The 21453-nt window shown below is 74.5% G+C and carries 17 protein-coding genes; 8 read left to right on the top strand and 9 right to left on the bottom strand.

The window, feature by feature from the left end; genetic code table 11:
- Nucleotides 1–22 precede the first annotated feature (22 nt).
- Complete coding sequence (locus LN037_RS06775) at nucleotides 23–1645, top strand: APC family permease (protein WP_230751051.1); 1623 nt, start codon at nucleotides 23–25, stop codon at nucleotides 1643–1645.
- Here the strand turns inward: LN037_RS06775 and LN037_RS06780 are convergent.
- The 5 genes from LN037_RS06780 to LN037_RS06795 all read right to left on the bottom strand — a co-directional run bounded on the left by LN037_RS06780 (nucleotide 1629) and on the right by LN037_RS06795 (nucleotide 5171).
- Nucleotides 1629–1994: an MmcQ/YjbR family DNA-binding protein gene (locus LN037_RS06780; RefSeq protein ID WP_230751053.1), complete on the bottom strand. Its 366-nt coding sequence runs from the start codon at nucleotides 1992–1994 to the stop codon at nucleotides 1629–1631. The genes LN037_RS06775 and LN037_RS06780 overlap by 17 nt on opposite strands.
- Before the next feature lie 5 nt (nucleotides 1995–1999).
- Nucleotides 2000–2122 carry a hypothetical protein gene (locus LN037_RS32300; RefSeq protein ID WP_255693307.1) on the bottom strand — a complete coding sequence of 41 codons (123 nt, stop codon included), beginning with the start codon at nucleotides 2120–2122 and terminating at the stop codon, nucleotides 2000–2002.
- A gap of 90 nt (nucleotides 2123–2212) precedes the next feature.
- Nucleotides 2213–3823, bottom strand: a complete 1611-nt coding sequence (locus LN037_RS06785) for a hypothetical protein (RefSeq protein WP_230751054.1) — start codon at nucleotides 3821–3823, stop codon at nucleotides 2213–2215.
- 99 nt (nucleotides 3824–3922) lie between these two features.
- Entirely contained in the window at nucleotides 3923–4717 is a 795-nt protein-coding gene (locus LN037_RS06790) for an Fpg/Nei family DNA glycosylase (RefSeq protein ID WP_230751056.1), read from the bottom strand.
- A complete protein-coding gene (locus LN037_RS06795) occupies nucleotides 4710–5171 on the bottom strand; it encodes a ribose-5-phosphate isomerase (RefSeq protein WP_230751058.1) in 462 nt (153 codons plus the stop codon). The genes LN037_RS06790 and LN037_RS06795 overlap by 8 nt, the downstream gene beginning before the upstream one ends.
- 121 nt (nucleotides 5172–5292) lie before the next feature.
- Here LN037_RS06795 and LN037_RS06800 point away from each other — a divergent pair, with 121 nt between their 5' ends.
- The 3 genes from LN037_RS06800 to LN037_RS33435 all read left to right on the top strand — a co-directional run bounded on the left by LN037_RS06800 (nucleotide 5293) and on the right by LN037_RS33435 (nucleotide 11678).
- Nucleotides 5293–7872, top strand: coding sequence for a carboxylate--amine ligase/circularly permuted type 2 ATP-grasp protein (locus LN037_RS06800; RefSeq protein WP_230751060.1), 2580 nt, complete (start codon nucleotides 5293–5295; stop codon nucleotides 7870–7872).
- A gap of 66 nt (nucleotides 7873–7938) precedes the next feature.
- A complete protein-coding gene (locus tag LN037_RS06805) occupies nucleotides 7939–9717 on the top strand; it encodes an N-acetylglutaminylglutamine amidotransferase (protein WP_230751062.1) in 1779 nt (592 codons plus the stop codon).
- 101 nt (nucleotides 9718–9818) lie between these two features.
- A complete protein-coding gene (locus LN037_RS33435) occupies nucleotides 9819–11678 on the top strand; it encodes a S9 family peptidase (RefSeq protein ID WP_230751064.1) in 1860 nt (619 codons plus the stop codon).
- On the opposite strand, the gene LN037_RS06815 is transcribed toward LN037_RS33435, so the two are convergent.
- Both LN037_RS06815 and LN037_RS06820 read right to left on the bottom strand, forming a co-directional pair.
- The gene (locus LN037_RS06815) at nucleotides 11675–12763 is read right to left on the bottom strand and encodes a hypothetical protein (protein ID WP_230751066.1); all 1089 of its coding nucleotides are present in this window, start codon (nucleotides 12761–12763) and stop codon (nucleotides 11675–11677) included. The genes LN037_RS33435 and LN037_RS06815 overlap by 4 nt on opposite strands.
- Nucleotides 12760–14145 carry a DUF1996 domain-containing protein gene (locus LN037_RS06820; protein ID WP_230751068.1) on the bottom strand — a complete coding sequence of 462 codons (1386 nt, stop codon included), beginning with the start codon at nucleotides 14143–14145 and terminating at the stop codon, nucleotides 12760–12762. Before LN037_RS06820 ends, LN037_RS06815 begins: the two co-directional genes overlap by 4 nt.
- A gap of 284 nt (nucleotides 14146–14429) precedes the next feature.
- On the opposite strand from LN037_RS06820, the gene LN037_RS06825 reads away from it, so the two are divergent.
- Nucleotides 14430–16076: a M28 family peptidase gene (locus LN037_RS06825; protein ID WP_230751070.1), complete on the top strand. Its 1647-nt coding sequence runs from the start codon at nucleotides 14430–14432 to the stop codon at nucleotides 16074–16076.
- Here LN037_RS06825 and LN037_RS06830 read toward each other — a convergent pair.
- Complete coding sequence (locus LN037_RS06830; protein ID WP_230751072.1) at nucleotides 16073–17500, bottom strand: aldehyde dehydrogenase family protein; 1428 nt, start codon at nucleotides 17498–17500, stop codon at nucleotides 16073–16075. The two genes, LN037_RS06825 and LN037_RS06830, sit on opposite strands and share 4 nt — an antisense overlap.
- A gap of 124 nt (nucleotides 17501–17624) precedes the next feature.
- Between LN037_RS06830 and LN037_RS06835 the strand changes: the two genes are divergently transcribed.
- The 3 genes from LN037_RS06835 to LN037_RS06845 are packed head-to-tail and all read left to right on the top strand — an operon-like array spanning nucleotide 17625 to nucleotide 20762.
- Complete coding sequence (locus LN037_RS06835) at nucleotides 17625–18755, top strand: nitronate monooxygenase (RefSeq protein WP_230751074.1); 1131 nt, start codon at nucleotides 17625–17627, stop codon at nucleotides 18753–18755.
- Entirely contained in the window at nucleotides 18752–20317 is a 1566-nt protein-coding gene (locus LN037_RS06840) for an acetyl-CoA acetyltransferase (protein WP_230751075.1), read from the top strand. The genes LN037_RS06835 and LN037_RS06840 overlap by 4 nt, the downstream gene beginning before the upstream one ends.
- Nucleotides 20318–20354: 37 nt before the next feature.
- A complete protein-coding gene (locus tag LN037_RS06845; RefSeq protein ID WP_230751077.1) occupies nucleotides 20355–20762 on the top strand; it encodes an SRPBCC family protein in 408 nt (135 codons plus the stop codon).
- Nucleotides 20763–20812: 50 nt separating this feature from the next.
- On the opposite strand, the gene LN037_RS06850 is transcribed toward LN037_RS06845, so the two are convergent.
- Nucleotides 20813–21424 (bottom strand): mycothiol-dependent nitroreductase Rv2466c family protein, encoded by a 612-nt coding sequence (locus tag LN037_RS06850; RefSeq protein WP_230751079.1) that lies wholly within the window; start codon nucleotides 21422–21424, stop codon nucleotides 20813–20815.
- Nucleotides 21425–21453: the final 29 nt, after the last annotated feature.

Here is a 21453-nt window from a genome sequence, read left to right on the forward strand (position 1 = left end):
TTCCCCGGGTAGTGGGTCCTCCATGACCGGGACCCGTGGGACGACACGCGCGGACACGGGCCTGCGCAAGGACCTCGGGTTCTGGTCGCTGCTCGCGGCCGGCCTGGGCAGCGTGATCGGATCCGGCTGGCTGTTCTCCTCGCTGTACGCCGCGCAGGACGCGGGGCCCGCGGCGATGCTCGCGTGGGTGATCGGCGGTGCGCTGATGCTGTGCGTCGCGCTCGTGTTCGCCGAGCTGGGGATGGCCAAGCCGGAGTCCGGCGGGCTCGTCCGCTACCCGATGTACAGCCACGGCGGGCTCGCGGCCGGGATCGTCGGGTGGGCGAACTGGGTCAGCTACGTCGGCAACCCGCCCACCGAGGCGGCGGGCGTGGTGCAGTACGCGGCCGCGTACCTGCCCGGGGTGTACGAGGGGGAGCAGCTCACCGGGGCGGGCGTGGCGCTGGCGGTCGTGCTCATGGCGGGCTTCGTCGCGCTGAACTGGTTCGGCGTCCGGCTCTTCGCCCGCTCCAACACGATCATCACGGCGATCAAGATCCTGATCCCGGTGACGACGGTGGTCCTGCTCGTCGCGAGCGGGTTCGACTCCTCGAACCTCACCGACCACGGGGGCTTCGCGCCCTACGGGTGGAGCGGGGCGCTGGGGTCGATCGCGACGGCGGGCATGGTCTTCGCCTACACCGGCTTCCGCAACGTCGTGGAGCTCTCCGGCGAGGCCCGCGACCCCCGCCGCACCGTCCCCCGGGCTCTCATCACGACGATCCTCGTGACGATCGTGCTCTACCTCGGCCTGCAGCTCGCCTTCCTCGGCGCCGTCCCCGCGCCGGCACTGCTCGGCGGTTGGCACGGGGTGAACTTCGACTCGCCCTTCGCCGACCTCGCGATGGTCCTCGGGCTGACGTGGCTGTCCTGGACGCTGATCGCCGACTCGATGATCTCGCCGTCCGGCTCGGGGATCGTGTTCACCGCCGCGAACGCCCGCAACGTCTTCGGCCTCGCGAAGAACGGGTTCTTCCCGTCCGCCCTGACCGCGCTGAACGCCCGTGGTGTGCCGGCGCGGGCGCTGGCGCTGAACTTCGTCGTCGGCCTGGCCTACCTGCTGCCGTTGCCGAGCTGGCACTCGATCATCTCGGTGACCGGCTCGATCGCCGCCTTCACCTTCCAGATCGGGTCGGTCTCATTGATCGCCTTCCGGCGCTCCGGGCTGACACGGCGCGACACACGGCTGCGCGGCATGACCGTCGTGGCTCCGGTCGCGTTCGTCGTCTCCTCGCTGATCATCTTCTGGGTGGCCTGGCCGAAGCTGCGCATCGCGATGGCCATCACCGTGATCGGCGTGCTCGTCTACGTGGTGGTGTGGCTGCGCTCCGGGCGCCCGGCCGGCCAGCTCGCGGGCGGCTGGTGGCTCGTGGTCTACCTGGCCGGGATCACGCTGCTCTCCGCGCTCGGGAGCTTCGACGGCGCCGGCCTGATCCCGGCGCCGTGGGACAGCGTGGTCGTCGCGGTGTTCGCGCTGGCGATCTACGCGTGGGGCGTGCGCAGCGGGGTGGCGCACATGCTCGCCCGGCCGGAGATGGTGCGGGACCTGCGCGCGGAGGCCGACGCCGACCGCGGTGACGCCCCCGAGGTCACAGCCGCGCGCTGAGGCTCGGCGGGGCGACGTGCCGGTACGCGTCGGTGACCAGCGCGCGCAGCTCGTCGTCGTCGAGGGCGTCCTCGCCGTCGAGGTCCAGCCGCAGCCCGACCCAGCCCCGGTGCCCGACGTAGGGCGGCCGGAAGAACCGGGTGGGCTCGTCGTCGATCAGCTGCGCGGCGACGCCGGGCGGGGCGGCGGCCCAGAGCGCGACGTGCGGGTCGCCGTGGTGGTGGTCGGCGAACATGACGAACGTCCTCTTCCCGCGCACGAACCAGCAGGGCGTGCCGTGGCTCGGCCGCTCGACCACCTCGGGCAGCGCGAGGCAGGCGGCCCGGACGCGCTCCAGCAGCGGCTCCATGCCCGCTAGAACAGCAGAGCACCCACCAGGAGCGACAGGATGAACGCACCCAGCACCACCATGGTGACGATCTTCGTCCACGGCGCGTGGGTCGTGGTGGTGGCGCCCTCGCGCTCGTCGTCCTGCACGGCCTGCTCCTCGACTCGCCCGTTTCGTCCGGTTCCGAGGCTACCGGGCCGTCGGACCGTTCCGCCTCCAGGTCGGCGAGTGCCGTGTGCCTAGCTCGCCCGACGCCGTCCCGGCTCGGCCACGGCGTGGCGGGCCGCGGCGCCGCGCGGCACCTCCACCGCGGGTGCGTCGGCGACCGCCGCGTGCCGCCCACCCGCGGGCTCGGGCACCGGGCCGCGCGGAGCGGGGGCCCACGACTCGGGGGCGGGTTCCGCGGGCACGACCCGGCCGCCGAAGGTCATGCCGCCGCCGAACGGCGCAGTCGCCTCGGTCGCGGAGGGCGCGGGGGCTTCTCGACGGCGGGTCGGTGCCGGCGGGTCCTCCGGGCGGCGGGTGGCGCGGTCCTCCGGGCGGCGCGTGGCGCGGTCCGCCCGCGCGACCGGCTCGTCCCCGCGCGTCGTGCCGGGACGCCCGGGCGGCCGCTCGGGCGTCGGCCGGCGCTCGGGAGCCGCAGGACGCTCGGGTGCGGCGGAGCGCTCGGGCGCCGCGGAGCGCTCGGGCGTCCGCTCGGTCGGCGCCGGGCGCTCGCGGTCCTCGGCCGCGGTGCGGCGCGCGTGGGCGGAGCGGCGGACGGAGGCGGCGGGCGTGGCGGTGGGCTCCCCGGCCGGGGCCTCGGCGGGGGCCGGGGCGGGGCGGGGCGCGCTCGTCGCCCGCTCGGCGGACCGTACGGGCCCCGCGGCCGGCGTCGGGGCCGGCCGCTCCTCGCTGGGGACCTGCCGCGGCGACGGGACGACGCTGCGCGGGGCGGGCGTCGGGGTGCGGGGCACGGCCGCAGCGCGCGACTCGTCCTCCAGCCGCCGGCCGCCGGCCCCGGCCGGCCGCGGGGTCGTCGGGGCCGGTTCGTCCGGCACGGACCGGTGGCTGCCGGTGGCGGCGCGGGCGGCCGAGCGGTGGCTCCCGGGACGGGTGGTGCCCTCGTCCCCGGCGGACCGGTCGCGGGCGTCCGGGCGGGGGCGGACACGGCCGTCGCGGATCGCGACCGTCTCCGCGGTCAGCGACGTGGCGCGGCGCTCGGCCGCGGCCACCGCACCGGGCGGCACGGCCACGGGACGGGAGGCCGAGTCGGCGAGGGCCACCGCGCGCACGGCGTGGCGGGAGGTGACCGCGACCGTGGTGGTGCGCTCCTCCGCAGCGCGCGACGGGCGCCACGAGGGGTCCGGCCGCGGAGCCGAGGCGATCCGCTCCCCCGTGGGCGTGGGCCGCGGCCGGTCCGCGGTCCGCCGCGGCGACGGGACCGGTGCGGCGACCGTGGTGGTGCGCTCCTCCGCCGTGGCGGCGGGCCGCGGCGTGAAGCTCGGCCGGACCGCGAGGGTCGGGGCGGCAGCCGGGGTGGCCACGGGATCGGTCGGCTCCCCGACCTCCGTCACCGCCTCCGCCTCGTCGCGACGCCGCGGGCGGGCGGGCCGCACGGGCACCGGCACGAACGGCACCGGGTCGACCGGCGGGCGGGCGGCCGCAGTGACGGCCTGGCGTCGCGCCCGCGCGCGGGAGCCGACCGCGGAGGCGAGGAAGGCGAGGCCGACGACGGTCCAGAACACGACGACCGCGACCTGGTACCAGGGCGTCGGGGAGGAGAACAGCGCGACCTGCACACCGGCGGCGGCCAGCGAGACGAGCGCGAGCACCGCCGCCGTCGAGGGACGGGTGGTCAGCTGCCACACCGGCCGTCCGGGACGGGTCCGCAGACGCACTACGGAACGCACAGGGCGACCTCCTCGGATGTCACCCGGTCGAGTGACCCCGCCGTTATAGCACCTCGATCAGCCCGTGTTCTGACAGGACGGGCACCAGAACAGGTTCCGGGCGACGTGCGTGCTCCGGACGATCTCGGTGCCGCACAGGAGGCACGGTCGGCCGTCCCGCCGGTAGACGTAGACGGATCGGTCCTGCGCGAGGTCCGCGTGCTCCGGACGGAGGGTGCGGATGGAACCGCGCTTCACCCCGTCGCGCAGGAGTTCCCCCAGGTCGTCCCACACGGCGAGGAACCGGTGGCGCCCGAGGGCCCGCCCCTCGAGCAGCGGGTCGAGCCCGTGCCGGAACAGCACCTCGGCCCGGTAGACGTTGCCGACGCCGGCGATGACGGCCTGGTCCATGAGCAGCGTCGCGATCGGCGCGCGCGACCTCGAGACCCGCGCCCAGACCTTCTCGGGGTCCGCGTCGGGCCGCAACGGGTCCGCGCCGAGGCGCGCGTGGAGCGCCTCCACCTCACTCTCGGTGAGGACCTCGCAGGCCGTGGCGCCCCGGAGGTCGGCGAAGTGGGTCGGCCCGACCATCCGCATCCGGACCTGCCCGCGCGGCTCCGGGACCCCGTCGTCCGGCACGGGGCTCATCGAGAACTTCCCGTAGAGCCCCAGGTGCACGTGGACGACGAGGTCCGCCTCGTAGACGTGGAAGAGGTGCTTGCCGTGCGCGTCGACGTCGCGCAGCACGCGCCCGTCGACGAGTTCCGCACCGGCGGTGAACCGGCCCTGCGGGGACCAGACCGTGAGCGGTTTCCCGCGGAACCGGCGGCGGTGGACGTCCGCCAGCCGCCGGATCGTGTGGCCCTCAGGCACCCGTGATGTGCCCGGTCTTCTCGTACTCGGCGAGCATGTCGATGCGGCGCTGGTGGCGGCCGCCCTCGAACTCCGTCGCGAGGAAGGTCGAGACGATCGTCGTCGCCTCCTCGGCCGTGTGCATGCGCGCGCCGACCGCGACCACCTGGGCGTCGTTGTGCCGCCGCGCGAGCTCCGCGGTCTCCGTGTCGTACGCGAGCGCCGCGCGGATCCCGGTGACCTTGTTCGCGGCGATCTGCTCGCCGTTGCCCGAGCCGCCGATGACGATGCCGAGCGACCCCGGGTCGGCGAGCACGCGCTCGCCGGTGGCGGTGCAGTAGGGCGGGTAGTCGTCGGCGGCGTCGTACTCCGCCGGCCCGACGTCGACCACCTCGTGCCCGGCGTCGGTCAACGCCGAACGCAGGTGGGCCTTGAGCTCGAAGCCGGCGTGGTCGGAGCCGATGTAGACGCGCACGGTGGCCGAGTCTCCCAGCCCCCTACCCGTTCCCGACGGCGGGTACGGCCCGTTCGGGGGAACGTCACGACGACGACCCGTGAAACATCCCCGTGACACGACCGATCTAGCGTGCTCACCCATGGCGGAGGAGCGGGCGGGTTCCGGCGGTGCGGGCAACGTCGTGCTCGGTGTCGAGGAGGAGTTCCACCTCGTCGACCTGGACGCCCGGTGCGCCGTGCCGCGGGTGCCCGAGATGCTCGACGAGCTCGCCGCGCTCGACGCGGACGCGTTCGCGGCCGAGCTCAAGCCCTCCATCATCGAGACGAACTCCGACCCGACGTCGAGCCTGACCGATCTGCGGGCCGACCTGGTGCGGCTGCGTCGGATGCTGTCGTCGCTGGCCGAGGAGCGGGGGCTCGGGATCGTCGGCGCGGGCAGCGTTCCCCTGGTGTGCGGCTCGCCGTCGGACATCACGCCGAATCCGCGCTACGAGCGGATGCGCGACGAGTACCAGATGCTCGTCTTCGAGCAGCAGATCTGCGGCACGCAGGTGCACGTCGACGTCCCCGACCGGGACACGGCCGTGGCGGTCATGCAGCACTCCGCGCCGTGGCTGCCGGTCCTGCTCGCGCTGTCCGCCTCGAGCCCGTTCTGGGACGGCGAGGACACCGGCTACGCCAGCTCGCGCACCCTCGCCTGGCACCGCTGGCCGACGGCGGGTCCGCCCGCCCCGCTGCGCGACGCCGCGGAGTACGACGCCCTGATCGACGACCTGGTGCGCTCCGGGACGATGTCCGACCCCGGCATGGTGTATTTCGACATGCGCCCCTCCGCGCACCAGAAGACCGTCGAGCTGCGCATCTGCGACGCCTCCCCCACCGTCGACGGCGTCGTCCTCATCGCCGGCCTGGCCCGCGCGCTGACCACGCACGGGGTGCGGGCGCACCAGGAGGGTCGGCCGCAGCCGGCCTACCGCCCCGAACTGTTGCGGGCGGCGTCGTGGCGCGCGGCGCGCTCCGGCGTGGAGGGCGACCTGGTCGACGTGCCCGGCCGCGAGCTGGTCCCGCCGTCGCGTGCGGTGCGGATGCTGCTCGACCACCTGCGCGACGACCTCGAGGACGCGGGCGACTGGGACGTCGTCTCGGACCTCGCCCTCGAGGCGCTCGCCCGCGGGTCGAGCGCGGCCCGGCAGCGGCAGCGGTTCGCGCGTACCGGGACCTTCGAGGGCGTCGTCGACATGCTCGTCGGCGAGACCCGCGGCGAGCCGCAGGTCGAGATCGCGACCCCCGTCCCCGAGGTGGCCGCTCCGGTCCTGCTCGGCGCCTACCACCCGCCGTCGTACGACGAGGCCGTGGACACCGACGGGCACGTGCGCCCGACCTACGCGTGGATGGTCTCCGCCCTGGAGCGCATCGGTCCGGGCGGTCTGCTCGCCCACGAGAAGAGCCGGGACGCCGAGCAGCGGGCGCGGTCGATGTTCTTCCCGCAGCCCGACGACCCCGAGCGGCTCTTCCCGCTCGACCTCATCCCGCGGCTGATCACCCGGCAGGACTGGGAGTCGCTCTCCGCGGGGCTCGTCCAGCGGGCGCGCACCCTGGAGGCGCTGCTGCAGGACCTGCACGGCGAGCGGGCCGCCCTGGCCGACGGGATCCTGCCGCGGGCGGCGCTGCGCTGGCTGCCCGAGCCGGGCGACGCGTCGTCGATGATCCCGGCGGGGACCACCCGCGCGCTGATCAGCGGGCTGGACGTGGTGTGCGACGGCGAGGGCCGGTGGAAGGTCCTCGAGGACAACCTGCGCATCCCGTCGGGGATCGCCTACGCGATGGCCGACCGGCGCGTGGTGCGCTCCGTGCTGCCCGAGCTCCAGGCCCCCGAGGGCGTGGTGGACTCGGACGCGGGGCCGCTGATGCTGCGGGACGCGTTGCTCTCGTGCGCCCCGGCGGCCGCGGGCGACGAGCCGTCGCTGGTGGTGCTCACCGAGGGCCCGCACGACTCGGCGTACTTCGAGCACGCGATGCTCGCCGAGGAGATGGGTGTCCCGCTGCTGGAGCCCTCGGGCATCCGGGTGACCGACGACGGGACGCTCACCGTCGCGGTCACGGGCCGGCGCATCGACGTGGCGTACCGCCGCATCGACGAGGAGAAGCTCTACGCCGCGCCGGACGCGGACGGGCGCACGCTGCGCGACCCGCTGCAGGCCGCGGTGCGCGAGAACCGCTTCGCCCTGCTCAACACGCCGGGCAACGGGCTGGTCGACGACAAGGCCGTCTACCCGTACGTCCGCGCACTGACCGAGTTCTACCTCGGCGAGAAGGCGCTGCTCGACGACGTCACGACGTACTCCTGCGCGGAGCCCGACCAGCTCGAGCACGTGCTCGCCCACCTCGACACGCTGGTGCTCAAGCCGGTCGACGGCTACGGCGGGGCGGGCATCGTCATCGGGCGGGACGCCTCGGAGCGCGAGCTCGCCGAGGCCGCGGCCGACCTGCGGGCGAACCCGGCGAGCTACGTCGCGCAGGAGACCATCGAGATCTCCACGCACCCGACGTTCACCGGTGTCGACCTCGCGCCCCGGGTGGTCGACCTCCGCGCGTTCGTGGTGCTCGGCGCGTCCCCGGCGGTCCTGCCGACGCCCCTGACACGAGTCGCGCCGGCCGGGAGCCTCGTGGTCAACTCGTCGCGCGGAGGCGGCTCGAAGGACACGTGGCTCCTGCGCTGACCGGGAGACGCCGCGGGGCGGAGCCCGCCCCGGAGACCCTGGTCCCGCCCTGGAAGGAGTCGTCGCATGTGCGGCATCGCCGGTGAGTTCCGGTTCGACGGGAGCGCGGCGCAGGTCGGGGCGGTGCTGGCGATGGCGCAGGTCCTCGAGCCGCGCGGTCCCGACGGCTGGGGCGTCGTCGGGCACGGCCCGCTCGCCCTGGCGCACCAGCGCCTGGAGATCATCGACCTGACCGAGACCGGCGCCCAGCCGATGGTCGACGCCGAGCTCGGGCTGACCGCCGTGTTCAACGGCTGCATCTACAACTACCCGGAGCTCCGCGAGGAGCTCGGGCGCGAGGGGTACCGGTTCTTCTCCACCTCGGACACCGAGGTGATCATCAAGGCCTTCCACCGCTGGGGGCAGCGGTGCGTCGAGCACTTCAAGGGCATGTTCGCGTTCGCCATCGCCGACCGGGCCACGGGACGCCTCACGCTGGGCCGCGACCGGCTCGGGATCAAGCCGCTCTACGTCGCCCCGGTGTCGGGGGCGCTGCGCTTCGCGTCGTCCCTGCCCGCCCTGCTCGCGCCCGGGGGCGTCGACACGTCGATCGACACCGTGGCGCTGCACCACTACATGAGCTTCCACGCGGTGGTGCCCGCCCCGCGGACGATCCTCGCCGGGGTCCGCAAGCTCCCGCCCGCCGTCGTGCGGACCGTGGAGCCGGACGGCTCGTCGAGCGACTGGACCTACTGGGTGCCCGAGTTCGTGCGCGGCACGACCGAGCGCACCGAGGCCGAGTGGGCCGAGGTGGCGCTGGAGTCGCTGCGCACCGCGGTGCGCCGGCGCATGGTCGCCGACGTCCCGGTGGGCGTGCTGCTCTCCGGCGGCATCGACTCCTCGATCGTGGTCGCCCTGCTCGCCGAGGAGGGCCAGAAGGACCTCAAGACCTACTCCATCGGCTTCGAGTCCGAGGGCGGGCAGCGCGGCGACGAGTTCGACTACTCGGACCTGGTCGCCGAGACCTACGGCACCGACCACACGCGCATCGAGGTGCCGAAGGTCGAGACCGACGAGGCGCTGCCCGGCGCGGTCGCGGCGATGTCCGAGCCCATGACCAGCCACGACGTCGTCGCGTTCTACCTGCTCTCCCGCGAGGTCTCGAAGACGATCAAGGTGGTGCAGTCCGGGCAGGGCGCCGACGAGGTGCTCGGCGGCTACGACTGGTACCCGCCGATCGCACAGGTCGGCCGCGACGGCGCCGTCGACGCCTACCACCGGGCGTTCTTCGACCGGCCCTCCGCCGAGATCGCCGACCTGGTCGCCCCGGAGTTCCTGACGGCGGGCGACCCGTCGCTCGATCTCGTCCGGGAGCACTTCGCGCGCCGCGGCGCGGACGAGGCGGTCGACGCCGCGCTGCGGCTCGACACCACGGTGATGCTCGTGGACGACCCGGTGAAGCGCGTCGACAACATGACGATGGCCTGGGGCCTCGAGGCGCGCGTGCCGTTCCTCGACCACGACTTCGTCGACACCATGGGCGCCTGCCCGCCGGCGTACAAGATGGCCGACGGCGGGAAGGGCGTGCTCAAGGCGGCTGCCCGCGGGGTGCTGCCCGACGAGATCATCGACCGCCGCAAGGGCTACTTCCCGGTTCCCGCGATCCGGCAGCTCTCCGGCCCGGTGCTCGAGCGGGTGACCGCGGCCCTGACCGACCCGGCGGCGAGGCGTCGCGGCCTGTTCCGGGCCGATGCCGTGGCCACCATGCTCGACGACCCCAACTCCGGGCGCACCAACCTCGGCGCGAACGCACTGTGGCAGGTCGCACTCCTGGAGATGTGGCTGCAGGCCCACGAGATCGACTGACGTAGGTTCGGCTCTCGCCCCTGTGGCAGGAAAGCGTCGTTGCTGTCACCCAGTGGCAGGGACGCCACATCGTCGAGGACGGAACCGGGAGGTCGGCAGCGGTGGACGAGTGGATCGGCGCCACCCGATGCTGGTCGCCCAGCCCGTCGCCCGACGGCACCACGATCGCGTTCGTCTGGGACGGCGACGGCCGACCCGCCGTCCGGATGCACGAGCGCCGGACCGGCGCCGAGTGGTCGCTGGACACCGGGGACGACCTGGTCTCGACGGTGCGCTGGTCCCCCGACGGGCGCTGGCTCGCGGTGGAGGCGGCCGCCGACGGCGGGGAGCGCACGAACGTCTTCGTCGTCCGGCCCGACGGCACCGGGATGCGGGCGGTCCGCGGGGTCGGTGACGACGACCGCGGCGCGGTCTCGCTCGACCGCTGGACCCACACCGGCTCGGTCCTCGCGGTCACCGAGTCCGACATCGACACGACGACCGCGTGGCTGGTCGACGTCGACACCGACCTGCGGCAGCGTCTCGGCTCCGGCCACGCGCTGCAGATCCTCGACGTCTCCCGCGACCGCCGCCGGGTCCTGCTGCGTCGCGGACGCCGCGGGACGCGCCACGTCGGGATCGTCGACCTCGACGGCACCGAGGGCTGGCACGAGATCGACAGCGGCCGCGGCCCGGGCGGTCCGCCCGGGGCCGTCGAGCACCCCGTCGCGATCACCCGCGACTCGTCGGTCGTGGCGGCCCGGTTCACCCCCGACGGCACGCGCATGCTCATCCTCACCGACGGCGGGCGGGAACGGGCCGCGCTGGTGAGCGTGGACGTCGCCACCGACGCGCGACCGATGTTCCCCGAGGTCCTCGCCGAGCGGGACGACGCCGAGCTCGAGCAGTTCGCGCTCACCGAGGACGCCGGGACCGCGGCGCTGGTGTGGAACGTCATGGGGCGCAGCGAGGTCGACCTGCTCGACCTCGCGACCGGCAAGCCCGCGCACTACGCCCCGCCCGGCGACGTCGTCACCTCCGCGGTGTTCAGCCACGACGACGACTCGCTCGTGCTCGGCATCCAGTCGCCCTCGGTGCCGGCGGCGGTGTGGTGCCACGAGCTGTCGTCGCAGACCACCGCGCTGATCTGCCCGCCGGAGGAGCCGCGCGCGGCGGTCGTGCACCCGACCCTCGAGACGGTGACGACGCCGGACGGCCTCGCCCTGCCCGGCTGGCTGTACCGCCCGCCCGGCACGGTCGGCCCGATGCCGACGCTGATCTACCTGCACGGCGGGCCGGAGGCGCAGGAGCGGCCGGTGTTCACGCCGCTCTACCAGGTCCTGCTGCAGCACGGGATCGCCGTGTACGCCGCCAACGTCCGCGGCTCGTCCGGCTTCGGCCGGTCGTTCGTCAACGCCGACAACGGCGCCGGCCGGTTCGCCGCGATCCGCGACGTCGCGTCCTGCGTCGAGCACCTCGTCGAGGCCGGCATCGCCGACCCCGCCCGCGTCGGCGTGATGGGTCGCTCCTACGGCGGCTACCTGACCCTCGCGGCGCTGGTGAACCACCCGGAGCTGTTCGCGGTCGGCGTCGACGTCTGCGGCATGGCCGACTTCGAGACCTTCTTCGCCCGCACCGAGCCCTGGATCGCCGACGCCGCCGTCGGCGAGTACGGGCACCCGATCCACGACCGCAACCTGCTCCGCGAGCTCTCCCCCGTCCACCGCATGTCCCGGCTCGCGGCGCCGCTGCTCGTGGTCCATGGCCGCTACGACACCAACGTCCCCGTCCACGAGGCCGAGCTCGCCGTGCACGGCGCGAAGGCGGCGGGCGTCGACGTGCGCTACCTGCTCTTCGACGACGAGGGCCACGAGATCCAGCGCCTCGACAACCGCCGCACGTTCGTCCACGCCGTCACCGAGTGGTTGACCACGCACTTCGGCCTCACCACCCCCGCGCGAGGGGAACCCTCGCGCCACTAGAGCGCTCGGATCCTCCCCTCACGCGGCACGGCGGGGCCCGGGCCGAACACGTCCGGACTTCCCGACGACGGGTCGCTCCCCCAGGGCCGGACCGTCACCTCCCCCGTCGGGGACGGGTCGACGAACGGCTCGGGCAGCCACGGCTCCAGCGGCAGCGGATCGGCGGCGTACGGGTCCCACGTGGAGGCCGGCACGGGTCGCAGCGCCCGGACGGGGGCGAGCGGCGGGAAGGGGGTGTGCCCACCCGCAGGCTTCGGCGCCTCGCCCCGCGGCACCTCCCGCCCCGGCACCTCCCCCCGTGGCACCTCCCCCCGTCGCACCTCTCCTCGTGGCACCTCCCGTCGTGGCAGGAAAGCGTCGTTGCTGCCGCCTGGTGACAGCAACGACGCTTTCCTGCCACGAGGGGAGAGCCGCCCGACGAGCGCGGCCACGTCCACGAGGAGCGGCCCGGTCCAGTGCTCCTCGAGCCCCCGGAGCCGCCACGTGCCGAGGCCGAGGACGAGGCCGAACACGACGTGCCCGAGGAACGACAGGGTCACCGTGACCGGCGTCAGCGAGAACATCAACTGCTGGCCGCGCGGGAGGAGCACCGTCGCCATGAGCCCGCCCCAGGTGGGCCCGACCGCGAAGAGCACCGCGACGCCGACGGTCCAGCGCGGGCCGAGGCGGCGCAGGCCGGTGGCGGCGGTGAGGGTCACGAAGACGACGCCGAGCCCGCCGCCGTCGCCCGCGTAGCGCCAGGCGTAGCCCGCGACGCCGCCGAGGACCTGTTCGGACGGGTCGACGTCGAGCAGCCAGGTGCCCATGGTCGGGATGAAGTCGTCCCACCAGCCCAGCAGCGCGACGGTGTCGAGCCGGAACACGTCGTAGACGAAGGTCGCGACGAGCCCCCACCGCAGCCCGTCGAGCACGAGCCGGTCCTCCGGTGCCGGACGGAACACCGCGAGCAGCACGAGCACCACGGCCGCCGGGACGATGACGATCCCCGCCGACACGTGCATCGGCACCAGTCCGCCGACGTGCGCGGTGATCGACAGCAGCGGCAGCGCGGCGAGCACGAGGTGGGCCACCACCCTCGGCTTCACCGGTGCCCTCCGCCGTGCGCGACGCCGGCGTCCTGGTGGCCGGCCATCGCGGCCGCGAAGTTCTTCGTGACGGCGAGCTCGTCGCTGCGGCCGCGGGGCCCGGAGCTCGCCGTGTCGTCGTCGGCGCCCTGCTCGCAGCGCTGCGCGGAGTTGATGCAGTCGGCCCCGGCCTGCGCGCGCGCCTCGGTGGACAGGTACTCCAGCAGGGCGTGGTCGGTCACCGGGTCGTGCTGCTGCTCGGGGAAGCTGTCGATCGCGAACGAGCGGCCGGGCGGCTGGTCGTAGGAGACGGTGATCCGCAGCGCCGGGACGGGGATCAGGTCGTCGGAGCACTCGCCGGTCTCGTCGGGGTACTGCAGGTGGCTGACGAAGTCCGCCGACGACAGGTCCTCGCCGTTCCAGCAGCTCGGGAAGTCGTACACCCGCTGCAGCTGCGAGTCCTGCGGGCAGATCGGGTAGCGCTCGGTGAGCCGGTCGGCGAACCCGGAGCAGGTGAACTTCGAGTTCGACCCCTCGCCCGTGCTGCCCGCCTTCGCCGATCCGGTGATCAGCTGCATGTTCAGCGGCATCGGCTCCGTGCGCTGCGTGCCGTGCCCGTGGAACGTGTAGTCGACCGACGCCGGCACCACGAACGACCCGACGTTCCCGTCCAGGCTCCCCCCGTCCATCCCGACGTCGGGTCCGACGCCCTCGAGGTCGCGCAGCACCGGCCAGAAGATCGGCGACCGGTCGCCGTTCGTGCAGGTCGTCTCCGCCTGCTCGAGCGCGTCCTGGTTCTCCGACGAGGCCGCGTTGGTCGACTCGTTGCCCGCGTAGTCGTGGGTGTGCTGGGCGCCGTTGCGCTTGCCGGGGGCGACGATGAAGTTGTCCGAGTTGTGGTGGTCGGAGAGCGGGCAGGAGAACGAGTAGCTGCCGCCGGAGAAGTCCCCGCCGTTCTTGATGTTGCCGTTCGGCTCGACGTCCTCGATCGACACGTACTCCTGCGCCGACGCCCGCCCGATCTGGTCGCGGCCCTCGAAGCCGCCGTCGCCCGCGACGGCGCCGCCGGCGTCCTTCTCGCCGCCGGCGTCCTTATCACCGCCGGAGCCCTCGTCACCGCCGGAGCCCTCGTCGCCGCCGGCGTCCTCGTCGCCGCCCGAGTCCTCGTCCCCGCCCGAGCCCTTATCGCCACCGGACTTCTCGTCCGAGTCGTCGCCGGACCCGCCGTCGTCGTCGGACTCCGCGATCAGCACCACCCCGACCGCCGCGGCCGCCTGACGCGCGACGGCGCCGATCGCCCCGGCCAGACCCAGCGGCACCCCGATCCCGAAGATCAGCACGAGCGCGACGAACACGGCGACGAGCTCCGCACGCCGCCGGGCCCCGGGCGTCATCCGACGCATCGCCCACCTCCGCGGGCGGACGCTAGAGAAGCGCGTCCGCCCGTGGGTGCGCTTTGGAGAAACTCGCGCCTCCGAGGTGCACACCACGCAGGTTCACCGGCACGAGGACCTGCCCCACGTCCCTCTCGCGCGCCGGTCCGGCGACACCTCCCGGAGAACCGATGCCCACCCGCACCGGATCCACAGCACGACCCACAGAGCCGGATCACCCGCCGTCACCTTCCGGACACGCACCGTCCGCGTGCCCACTCGCGCCCCGACCCCGCGCTCACCACACTGACCCCGTGCGACCCGGAGTCACGGCCCGTCTGGTCGCCCTCGTGATCCTGGCGGCGACGGCGGCCGTGACCCTGATCAGCCAGCGCCCACCCGCCCCGCTCCCCGCCGACGCCCCGCCCACCGCGTTCAGCGCCGAACGCGCCCTCCCCCTCGTCGCCGATCTCGCCCGGGAACCCCGCCCGCTCGGCAGTGCCGCGAACGCGCGGGTCCGCGACGACCTCGCCGCCCGCCTCACGGCGCTGGGCCTGACCACCGCGGTGCGCGACGGCAACGTCGTCGCCACCCTCCCCGGCGCCGCACCGACCGGGCAGGTCGTCCTCTCCGCGCACCACGACTCCGTCCCGCAGGGACCCGGAGCCGCCGACGACGCCGCGGGAGTCGCCTCGATCCTCGAGACGGTCCGCGCGTTGCGCACCGGGCCACCGCTGCGCAACGACCTCACCGTCCTGCTCACCGACGGCGAGGAGGCGGGCCTCCTGGGCATGCGCCGGTGGGTGCGCACCGAGCTGCCACGGGCGCCGATCGTCGTGCTCAACCAGGAAGCCCGTGGGGTCACCGGACCGGCGCTGCTGTTCCGCACCTCCCCCGGCAACGCCGGGCTCGTGGAGGCCATGCGGGCGGTGCCCCACCCCGCGGGCGACTCCGGCCTCGTCGCGATCTTCCGGCTGCTGCCGAACGACACCGACCTGTCCGTGGTCCTCGGGGCCGGCCGGCCGGGGATCGACTCGGCGTTCATCGAGGGACCGGAGAAGTACCACACGGCTGCCGACTCCCCCGCGAACCTCGACCCGCGCAGCGTCCAGAGCCAGGGCGGCACCCTGCTCGCCCTGGCCCGCGAGCTCGGCGGCACCGACCTCGCTCCGCTGGACCCGACGGCGAGCGGCCTGCCCGCACGGCCGGACGCCGTCTACTTCCCGCTCGGCGACCTCCTCGTGACCTACCCGGTCGCGTGGGAATGGCCGCTCGCGCTCCTCGCCGTCGCGGGCCTCGTCGCGGTCACCCTGGCCGCCCGCCACCGCGGCCGGACGACGGCCCGCGGAGCCCTCCTCGCCGTCGTGACGAGCCCCCTCCCGCTCGTCGTCGCCGCCGCGCTCGCCGTCGGCCTCTGGCAGGTCCTGCTCGTGCTCCGGCCCGCGTACGCCGACACCGGCCCGTTCCTCGACCGCCCCGGGCCCTACCAGGTGGCGACCGGCGCCCTCGCCGTGCTCGCGGTCCTCGCCTGGTACCTCCCCGTCCGACGACGGGTCGGACGGACCGCCGCGACCGTCGGGGCCGCGGGCCTGCTCGCCGCCCTCGGTGTGCTCACCGCCGCGACCGTCCCCGGCGCGTCGTTCCTCGTCACGTGGCCCGCGCTCGGGCTCGTCGCCGGCCTCGCGGTCGCGGTCGCCCTCCGCGACGGGGACGTCGCGACGACGACGGCGGGTGCGGTCGCCGCCGTCCCCGCCGTCGTGTTCCTCGCGCCGTTCGCGGTCGCGTCGTTCGGCATCGGCGGGGTCGCCACGCCGGTGCCGGCCGTCGCGTTCGCGCTGCTCGGACTGTCGGTCGCGGCGGTCCTGGACCCGTCGACCCGGGACCGCCGCGACGCCGTCCTGCCGGCGACCGCCCTCACGGCGGCGGTCGCGGCGACGGCCGCCGGCCTGCTGACCGGCTAGAGCTGGATCGACTTCACCTCGAGGAACTCCTCCAGCCCGTAGCGCCCGAGCTCGCGGCCCGTGCCGGACTGCTTGTAGCCGCCGAAGGGCGCGAGCGGGTTGAAGGCCCCGCCGTTGACGTCGACCTGGCCGGTCCGCATCCGCCGCGCCACCTCCACGCCGCGCTCCTGCGTCCCGGCGAACACCGCTCCGGCCAGCCCGTAGATCGTGTTGTTCGCGATCGAGACGGCCTCGTCGACGTCGGAGTAGGGCAGCACCGAGAGCACCGGGCCGAAGATCTCCTCCTGGGCGATCGTCATGTCCGGCCGCACGCCGGAGAAGATCGTCGGCCGCACGTACGCGCCGGTGTCGAGCCCGTCGGGGCGACTCGGACCGCCCACGGCCAGCTCCGCGCCCTCCTCGACGCCCCGCGCGATGTAGCTCTCCACCCGCGAACGCTGGGTCTCCGAGGACATCGGTCCGATCCGCGTCGACTCGTCGGTCGGGTCGCCCACCGTGTACTTCGCGGAGGCGGCGACCAGCTGCTCGACGACCTGGTCGTGCAGCGACTCCGGCACCAGCAGGCGGGTCCACGCGGTGCAGGTCTGGCCGCCGTTGATGAAGCAGTTGCCGAGCCCGACCTTGACCGCCTTCGTCAGGTCGGCGTCGTCGAGCACGATGTTGGCCGACTTGCCGCCGAGCTCGAGTGCGACCCGCTTGATCGTGCCGGCGGCCACCTCCTGCACGCGCCGCCCGGCCCCGACCGACCCCGTGAACGACACCATGTCCACACCCGGGTGCGCGGCCAGCGCCTCGCCGGCCTCGGGACCGGTGCCGTGCACGACGTTGAGCACCCCGGCCGGCAGCCCCGCCTCGGCGGTGATCTCGGCGAGCATCCCCGCGGTCAGCGGCGCGACCTCCGACGGCTTGAGCACCACGGTGCACCCGGCCACCAGCGCCGGCGCGACCTTCGCGACGACCTGGTGCAGCGGGTAGTTCCACGGCGTGATGGCGCCGACCACCCCGGCCGGCTCGCGCACCACGAGCGAGTTGCCGATCTCCTCCGACCACGCGAAGTCCTCGGCGAGCGCCGCGACGCCCTTGGAGGTGGCCATCGGCATCCCCAGCTGTACGGAGCGGGCGAACGCGATCGGCGACCCCATCTCGGCCGTGATCGAGCGGGCCAGCTCCTCGTGCCGGTTCTTGATGCCCTCGCGGATGCGCAGCACCATCGCGGCGCGGTCGGCCACCGGCACCCGCGACCAGGAGACGAACGCCTGCCGCGCGGCGAGCACCGCCGCGTCGACCTCCGCCGCCCCGCCGCGCGGCACCTCGGCCAGCACCGAGCCGTCGGCCGGGTTCACCACCTCGATGCTGCCGGCGCCCCCGCCGGTCCGCGCCCCGTCGATCCAGTGGTCGGTCAGCGTGCCGATGCTCGCGCTCATGCCCCCGATCCTTCCTGACGCCGGGTCGCGCTGCCGGTCACGCGTGACGGTTTCCGTGCCCGGTATGTGATACACCGAGTCCGGGACACAGCACCGCCACCGTCGACCCCGAGGGATCCGCCGCATGCGCACCGCCCTGACCGAGCTCCTGGGCGTCGAGCACCCGCTCGTCGGCTTCAACCGCTCCCCCGCCGTGGTCGCCGCGGTCACCAACGCCGGCGGCTTCGGCGTGCTGGCCGCGAGCATGTACACGCCGGCCGAGCTGGACGCGCAGCTGCGGTGGATCTCCGAGCAGGTCGACGGACGCCCGTACGGCGTCGACCTGCTGGTGCCCGAGAAGTTCGCGGTCGGCGACCCCGACCAGCTCGTGGCGAGCCTGCGCGCCCAGATCCCCGACGCCCACCGCGCCTTCGTGGACGCGCTGCTCGACGAGCACGGCGTGCCGGCCACGGAGCACGACCCGCTCGACGACACGAGCGACGAGATCGCCGCGGCGATCAACCCGGCGGGCGCCGAGGCGCTGCTCGACGTCGCGTTCTCGCACCGGATCGGGATGGTGGCCAACGCGCTCGGCCCGCCCCCGGCCGACCTCGTCGAGCGCGCGCACGGCGCGGGCGTCGTGGTCGCCTCGCTCGTCGGGCAGCGCAAGCACGCCGAGCGGCAGCTCGCGGCGGGTGTCGACGTCCTCGTCGCGCAGGGCACGGAGGCCGGCGGGCACACCGGGACGGTGGCGACGACGGTGCTGACGCCCGAGGTCGTCGAGGTCGCGGGCGACCGCCCGGTGCTCGCCGCGGGCGGCATCGCGACCGGCGACCAGATGGCCGCCGCCCTCGCGCTCGGCGCCGCCGGGGTGTGGTGCGGCTCGGTGTGGCTCGGCAGCCACGAGGACATCACGCCGCTCCCGGTCAAGGAGAAGTTCCTCGCCGCCGGGAGCAGCGACACCCTGCGCTCGCGGACGATCACCGGCAAGCCCGCCCGGCAGCTCCGGTCGGCCTGGCACGACGCCTGGGACCGCCCCGACGCCCCCGAGCCGCTCCCGCTGCCCCTGCAGCCGATGCTCGTCGGCCGGATCTGGGACCGCGTGCACGACGCGGCCGCCGCCGGCCACCCCGGCGCGATCGCCCTGGACACCTACTTCATCGGGCAGGTCGTCGGCGGGTTCACCGAGCTCCGCGGCGCCGGCGAGATCACCCGGGACATGGTCGACGGTTGCCGGCGTCGCCTGCGCGCCCTCGGCGAGCTGGCCGCGTCGTGAGCGGACCCGGCACCGACCGCACCCCCGTCGTCGTCGGGGTCGGGCAGTCCTCCGAGCGCCTGGACGACCCCGGCTTCCGCGGGCTCAGCCCGGTCGAGCTCGGGGCCGAGGCGGCCCGGCGGGCGTTCGCCGACACCGGCTCGGACCCCGCCGCGGTCGCGGCGCGCGCCGACCTCGTCGCCGCCGTGCGCCAGTTCGAGGCCTCGGCACCCGGAGCGGTGGCGCCGCTCGGCGCGTCCGACAACGTGCCACGGTCGATCGCGGCCCGGGTGGGCGCCGACCCGCGCGTCGCGGTCCTGGGCGTCGTGGGCGGGCAGACCCCGCAGTCGCTGGTCACCGAGGCCGCGGGGCGGATCGCCGCCGGCGAGGTCGACGTCGCGCTGGTCGTGGGGGCCGAGGCGATGTCGACGGCGCGCCACCTGCTCACGAAGGTCGCCGAGGACGAGCGCCCCGACTGGAGCGAACAGGTCGGCGGGCAGCTCGACGACCGCGGGCTCGGCCTGGAGACGTTCATCGTCCCGGAGCAGGTCGAGCACGAGATCCTGGCGCCGGTGGTGCAGTACGCGCTGTTCGAGCACGCGCGGCGCGCCCGGCTCGGCGCCGACCGCGAGTCCTACCGCCGCGACATGGCGGAGCTGTTCGCACCGTTGTCGGCGGTCGCCGCGACCAACCCGCACGCCGCGGCGCCCACCGCCCGCAGCGCGGACGAGCTCGCCACCGCCACGGGCGACAACCGCCCGATCACGGACCCCTACCTGCGCTATCTCGTGTCGCGCGACCAGGTCAACCAGGGCGCGGCGGTCGTGCTCGCCGCGACGGACACGGCACGCGGGCTGGGCGTCCCCGAGGACCGGTGGGTGCACCTGCACGGGCACGCGGACCTCCTCGAGCCGCCGCTGCTCGAGCGCGCCGACCTCGGGGCGAGCCCGGCCGCCGCGACCGCGGTGCGCCGCGCGCTCGACCTGGCGGGCATCACGATCGACGACCTCGCGACGATCGACCTCTACAGCTGCTTCCCCATCGCCGTCCGGGTCGTCACCGACGCCCTCGGCCTCGCCGCGGACGACCCGCGGGGCCTGACGGTGACCGGCGGCCTGCCGTTCTTCGGCGGGCCGGGCAACGACTACTCGCTGCACGCCATCGCGGACACCGTCACCGCGCTGCGGGCCCGGCCGGGCACGTTCGGCCTGGTCGGCGCGAACGGCGGCGCGATCCACAAGTACTCCGCCGGGGTGTACTCCACCCGCCCCGCCCCGTGGCGCGACGGCGACGACGCCGCCGCCCAGGCCGAGGTCGACGCGGTCCACGCCCGTGAGGCCCCGGGCACGGTGGCGCGCGCCGACGGCACGGCCACCGTCGAGACCTACACCGTCGAGTACCACCGCGACGGACGTCCGCGGGGAGTCGCGGTGGTCGGGCGCACGGGCGCGGACGGGCGCCGGTTCCTCGCCCGCGTCGACCCGAAGGACACGGCCACCCTCGAGGCGTTCGCGACGACGGACCCGCTCGGCCGGGCGGTCACGGTCACGTCCACCGAGGGCGGCAACCGGGTCACGACGTGAGCCGGTTCACCGGGCGGCGCTTCGGGCAGCCGCACCGATGGCCGACTTCACCTCCACCACCACCGTCGACGCCTCCCCCGACGACCTCTTCGCGTTCCTGTCGGACGTCGGGAACCTGCCGCGCTACTTCGCCCGCATGACCTCCGCCGAGTCGACGGGCGGGAACGCCGTCCGGACCTCGGCGGAACTGCCCGACGGTTCCCACGTCGAGGGCGAGGCGTGGTTCGACGTCGACCCGGAGGCCCAGCACATCGCCTGGGGCGCCGAGGGGTCGAACGACTACCACGGCCACCTCGACGTGCGGCCCGCCGAGCACGGCGCGACCGTCGAGGTGCACATCCACACCGGCCGCGTCGAGCCGGGCGACCACGAGGTCCAGAACGGCGTCGACGAGACCCTCGACCGGATCCGGACCCTCGTCGAGGAGCAGCACGTGGCGGGCTGACCCGCCGCCCGACGACGGGAGCCGCCGCGGCACCCGTCGTCGGGAAGGGATCAGTCGAAGGAGAGCTCGGTGTCGCGGGTGCGCTTGAGCTCGTAGAAGTACTCGTAGCCCGCGAGGAGCTTGGCGCCGTCCCAGACCTGGCCGGCCTGCTCGCCCTTGGGGATGCGGGTCATCACCGGGCCGAAGAACGCGGAGCCCTCGACGTGGATGACGGGCGTCCCGACGTCCATGCCGACCGGGTCCATGCCCTCGTGGTGGGACTTCTTCAGGGCGTCGTCGTAGTCGGTGGAGGTCGCGGCCTCGGCGAGCTCGGCCTCGAGACCGACCTCGGACAGCGACTTCGCGATGACGTCGTCGAAGTCCTTGTTGCCCTCGTTGTGGATCTTCGTGCCCATCGCGGTGTACAGCGGGGCGAGGATCTCGTCGCCGTGCTTCTGGGCGGCGGCGATGCAGACGCGGACGGGCTTCCAGCCCTCCTCCATCATCGCCTGGTACTTCTCGTCGAGGTCGCGGCCGGAGTTGAGGACCGACAGGCTCATGACGTGCCAGGCGACCTCGATGTCGCGGACCTTCTCGACCTCGAGGACCCAGCGCGAGGTGATCCACGCGAAGGGGCAGAGCGGGTCGAACCAGAAATCGACGCGTGCCTTCTCACTGCTCATGGCTGCAGGCTTCCCTCGATCGACGACAG

This window comes from Actinomycetospora soli (assembly GCF_021026295.1).
GTDB lineage: Bacteria > Actinomycetota > Actinomycetes > Mycobacteriales > Pseudonocardiaceae > Actinomycetospora > Actinomycetospora soli.

Coding starts and splice junctions, on each gene's coding strand:
- LN037_RS06845 (WP_230751077.1), top strand. CDS start 20,355: ATGGCCGACTTCACCTCCACCACCACCGTCGACGCCTCCCCCGACGAC.
- LN037_RS06835 (WP_230751074.1), top strand. CDS start 17,625: ATGCGCACCGCCCTGACCGAGCTCCTGGGCGTCGAGCACCCGCTCGTC.
- LN037_RS06805 (WP_230751062.1), top strand. CDS start 7,939: ATGTGCGGCATCGCCGGTGAGTTCCGGTTCGACGGGAGCGCGGCGCAG.
- LN037_RS06830 (WP_230751072.1), bottom strand. CDS start 17,500: ATGAGCGCGAGCATCGGCACGCTGACCGACCACTGGATCGACGGGGCG.
- LN037_RS06775 (WP_230751051.1), top strand. CDS start 23: ATGACCGGGACCCGTGGGACGACACGCGCGGACACGGGCCTGCGCAAG.
- LN037_RS06850 (WP_230751079.1), bottom strand. CDS start 21,424: ATGAGCAGTGAGAAGGCACGCGTCGATTTCTGGTTCGACCCGCTCTGC.
- LN037_RS06800 (WP_230751060.1), top strand. CDS start 5,293: ATGGCGGAGGAGCGGGCGGGTTCCGGCGGTGCGGGCAACGTCGTGCTC.
- LN037_RS06780 (WP_230751053.1), bottom strand. CDS start 1,994: ATGGAGCCGCTGCTGGAGCGCGTCCGGGCCGCCTGCCTCGCGCTGCCC.
- LN037_RS06820 (WP_230751068.1), bottom strand. CDS start 14,145: ATGCGTCGGATGACGCCCGGGGCCCGGCGGCGTGCGGAGCTCGTCGCC.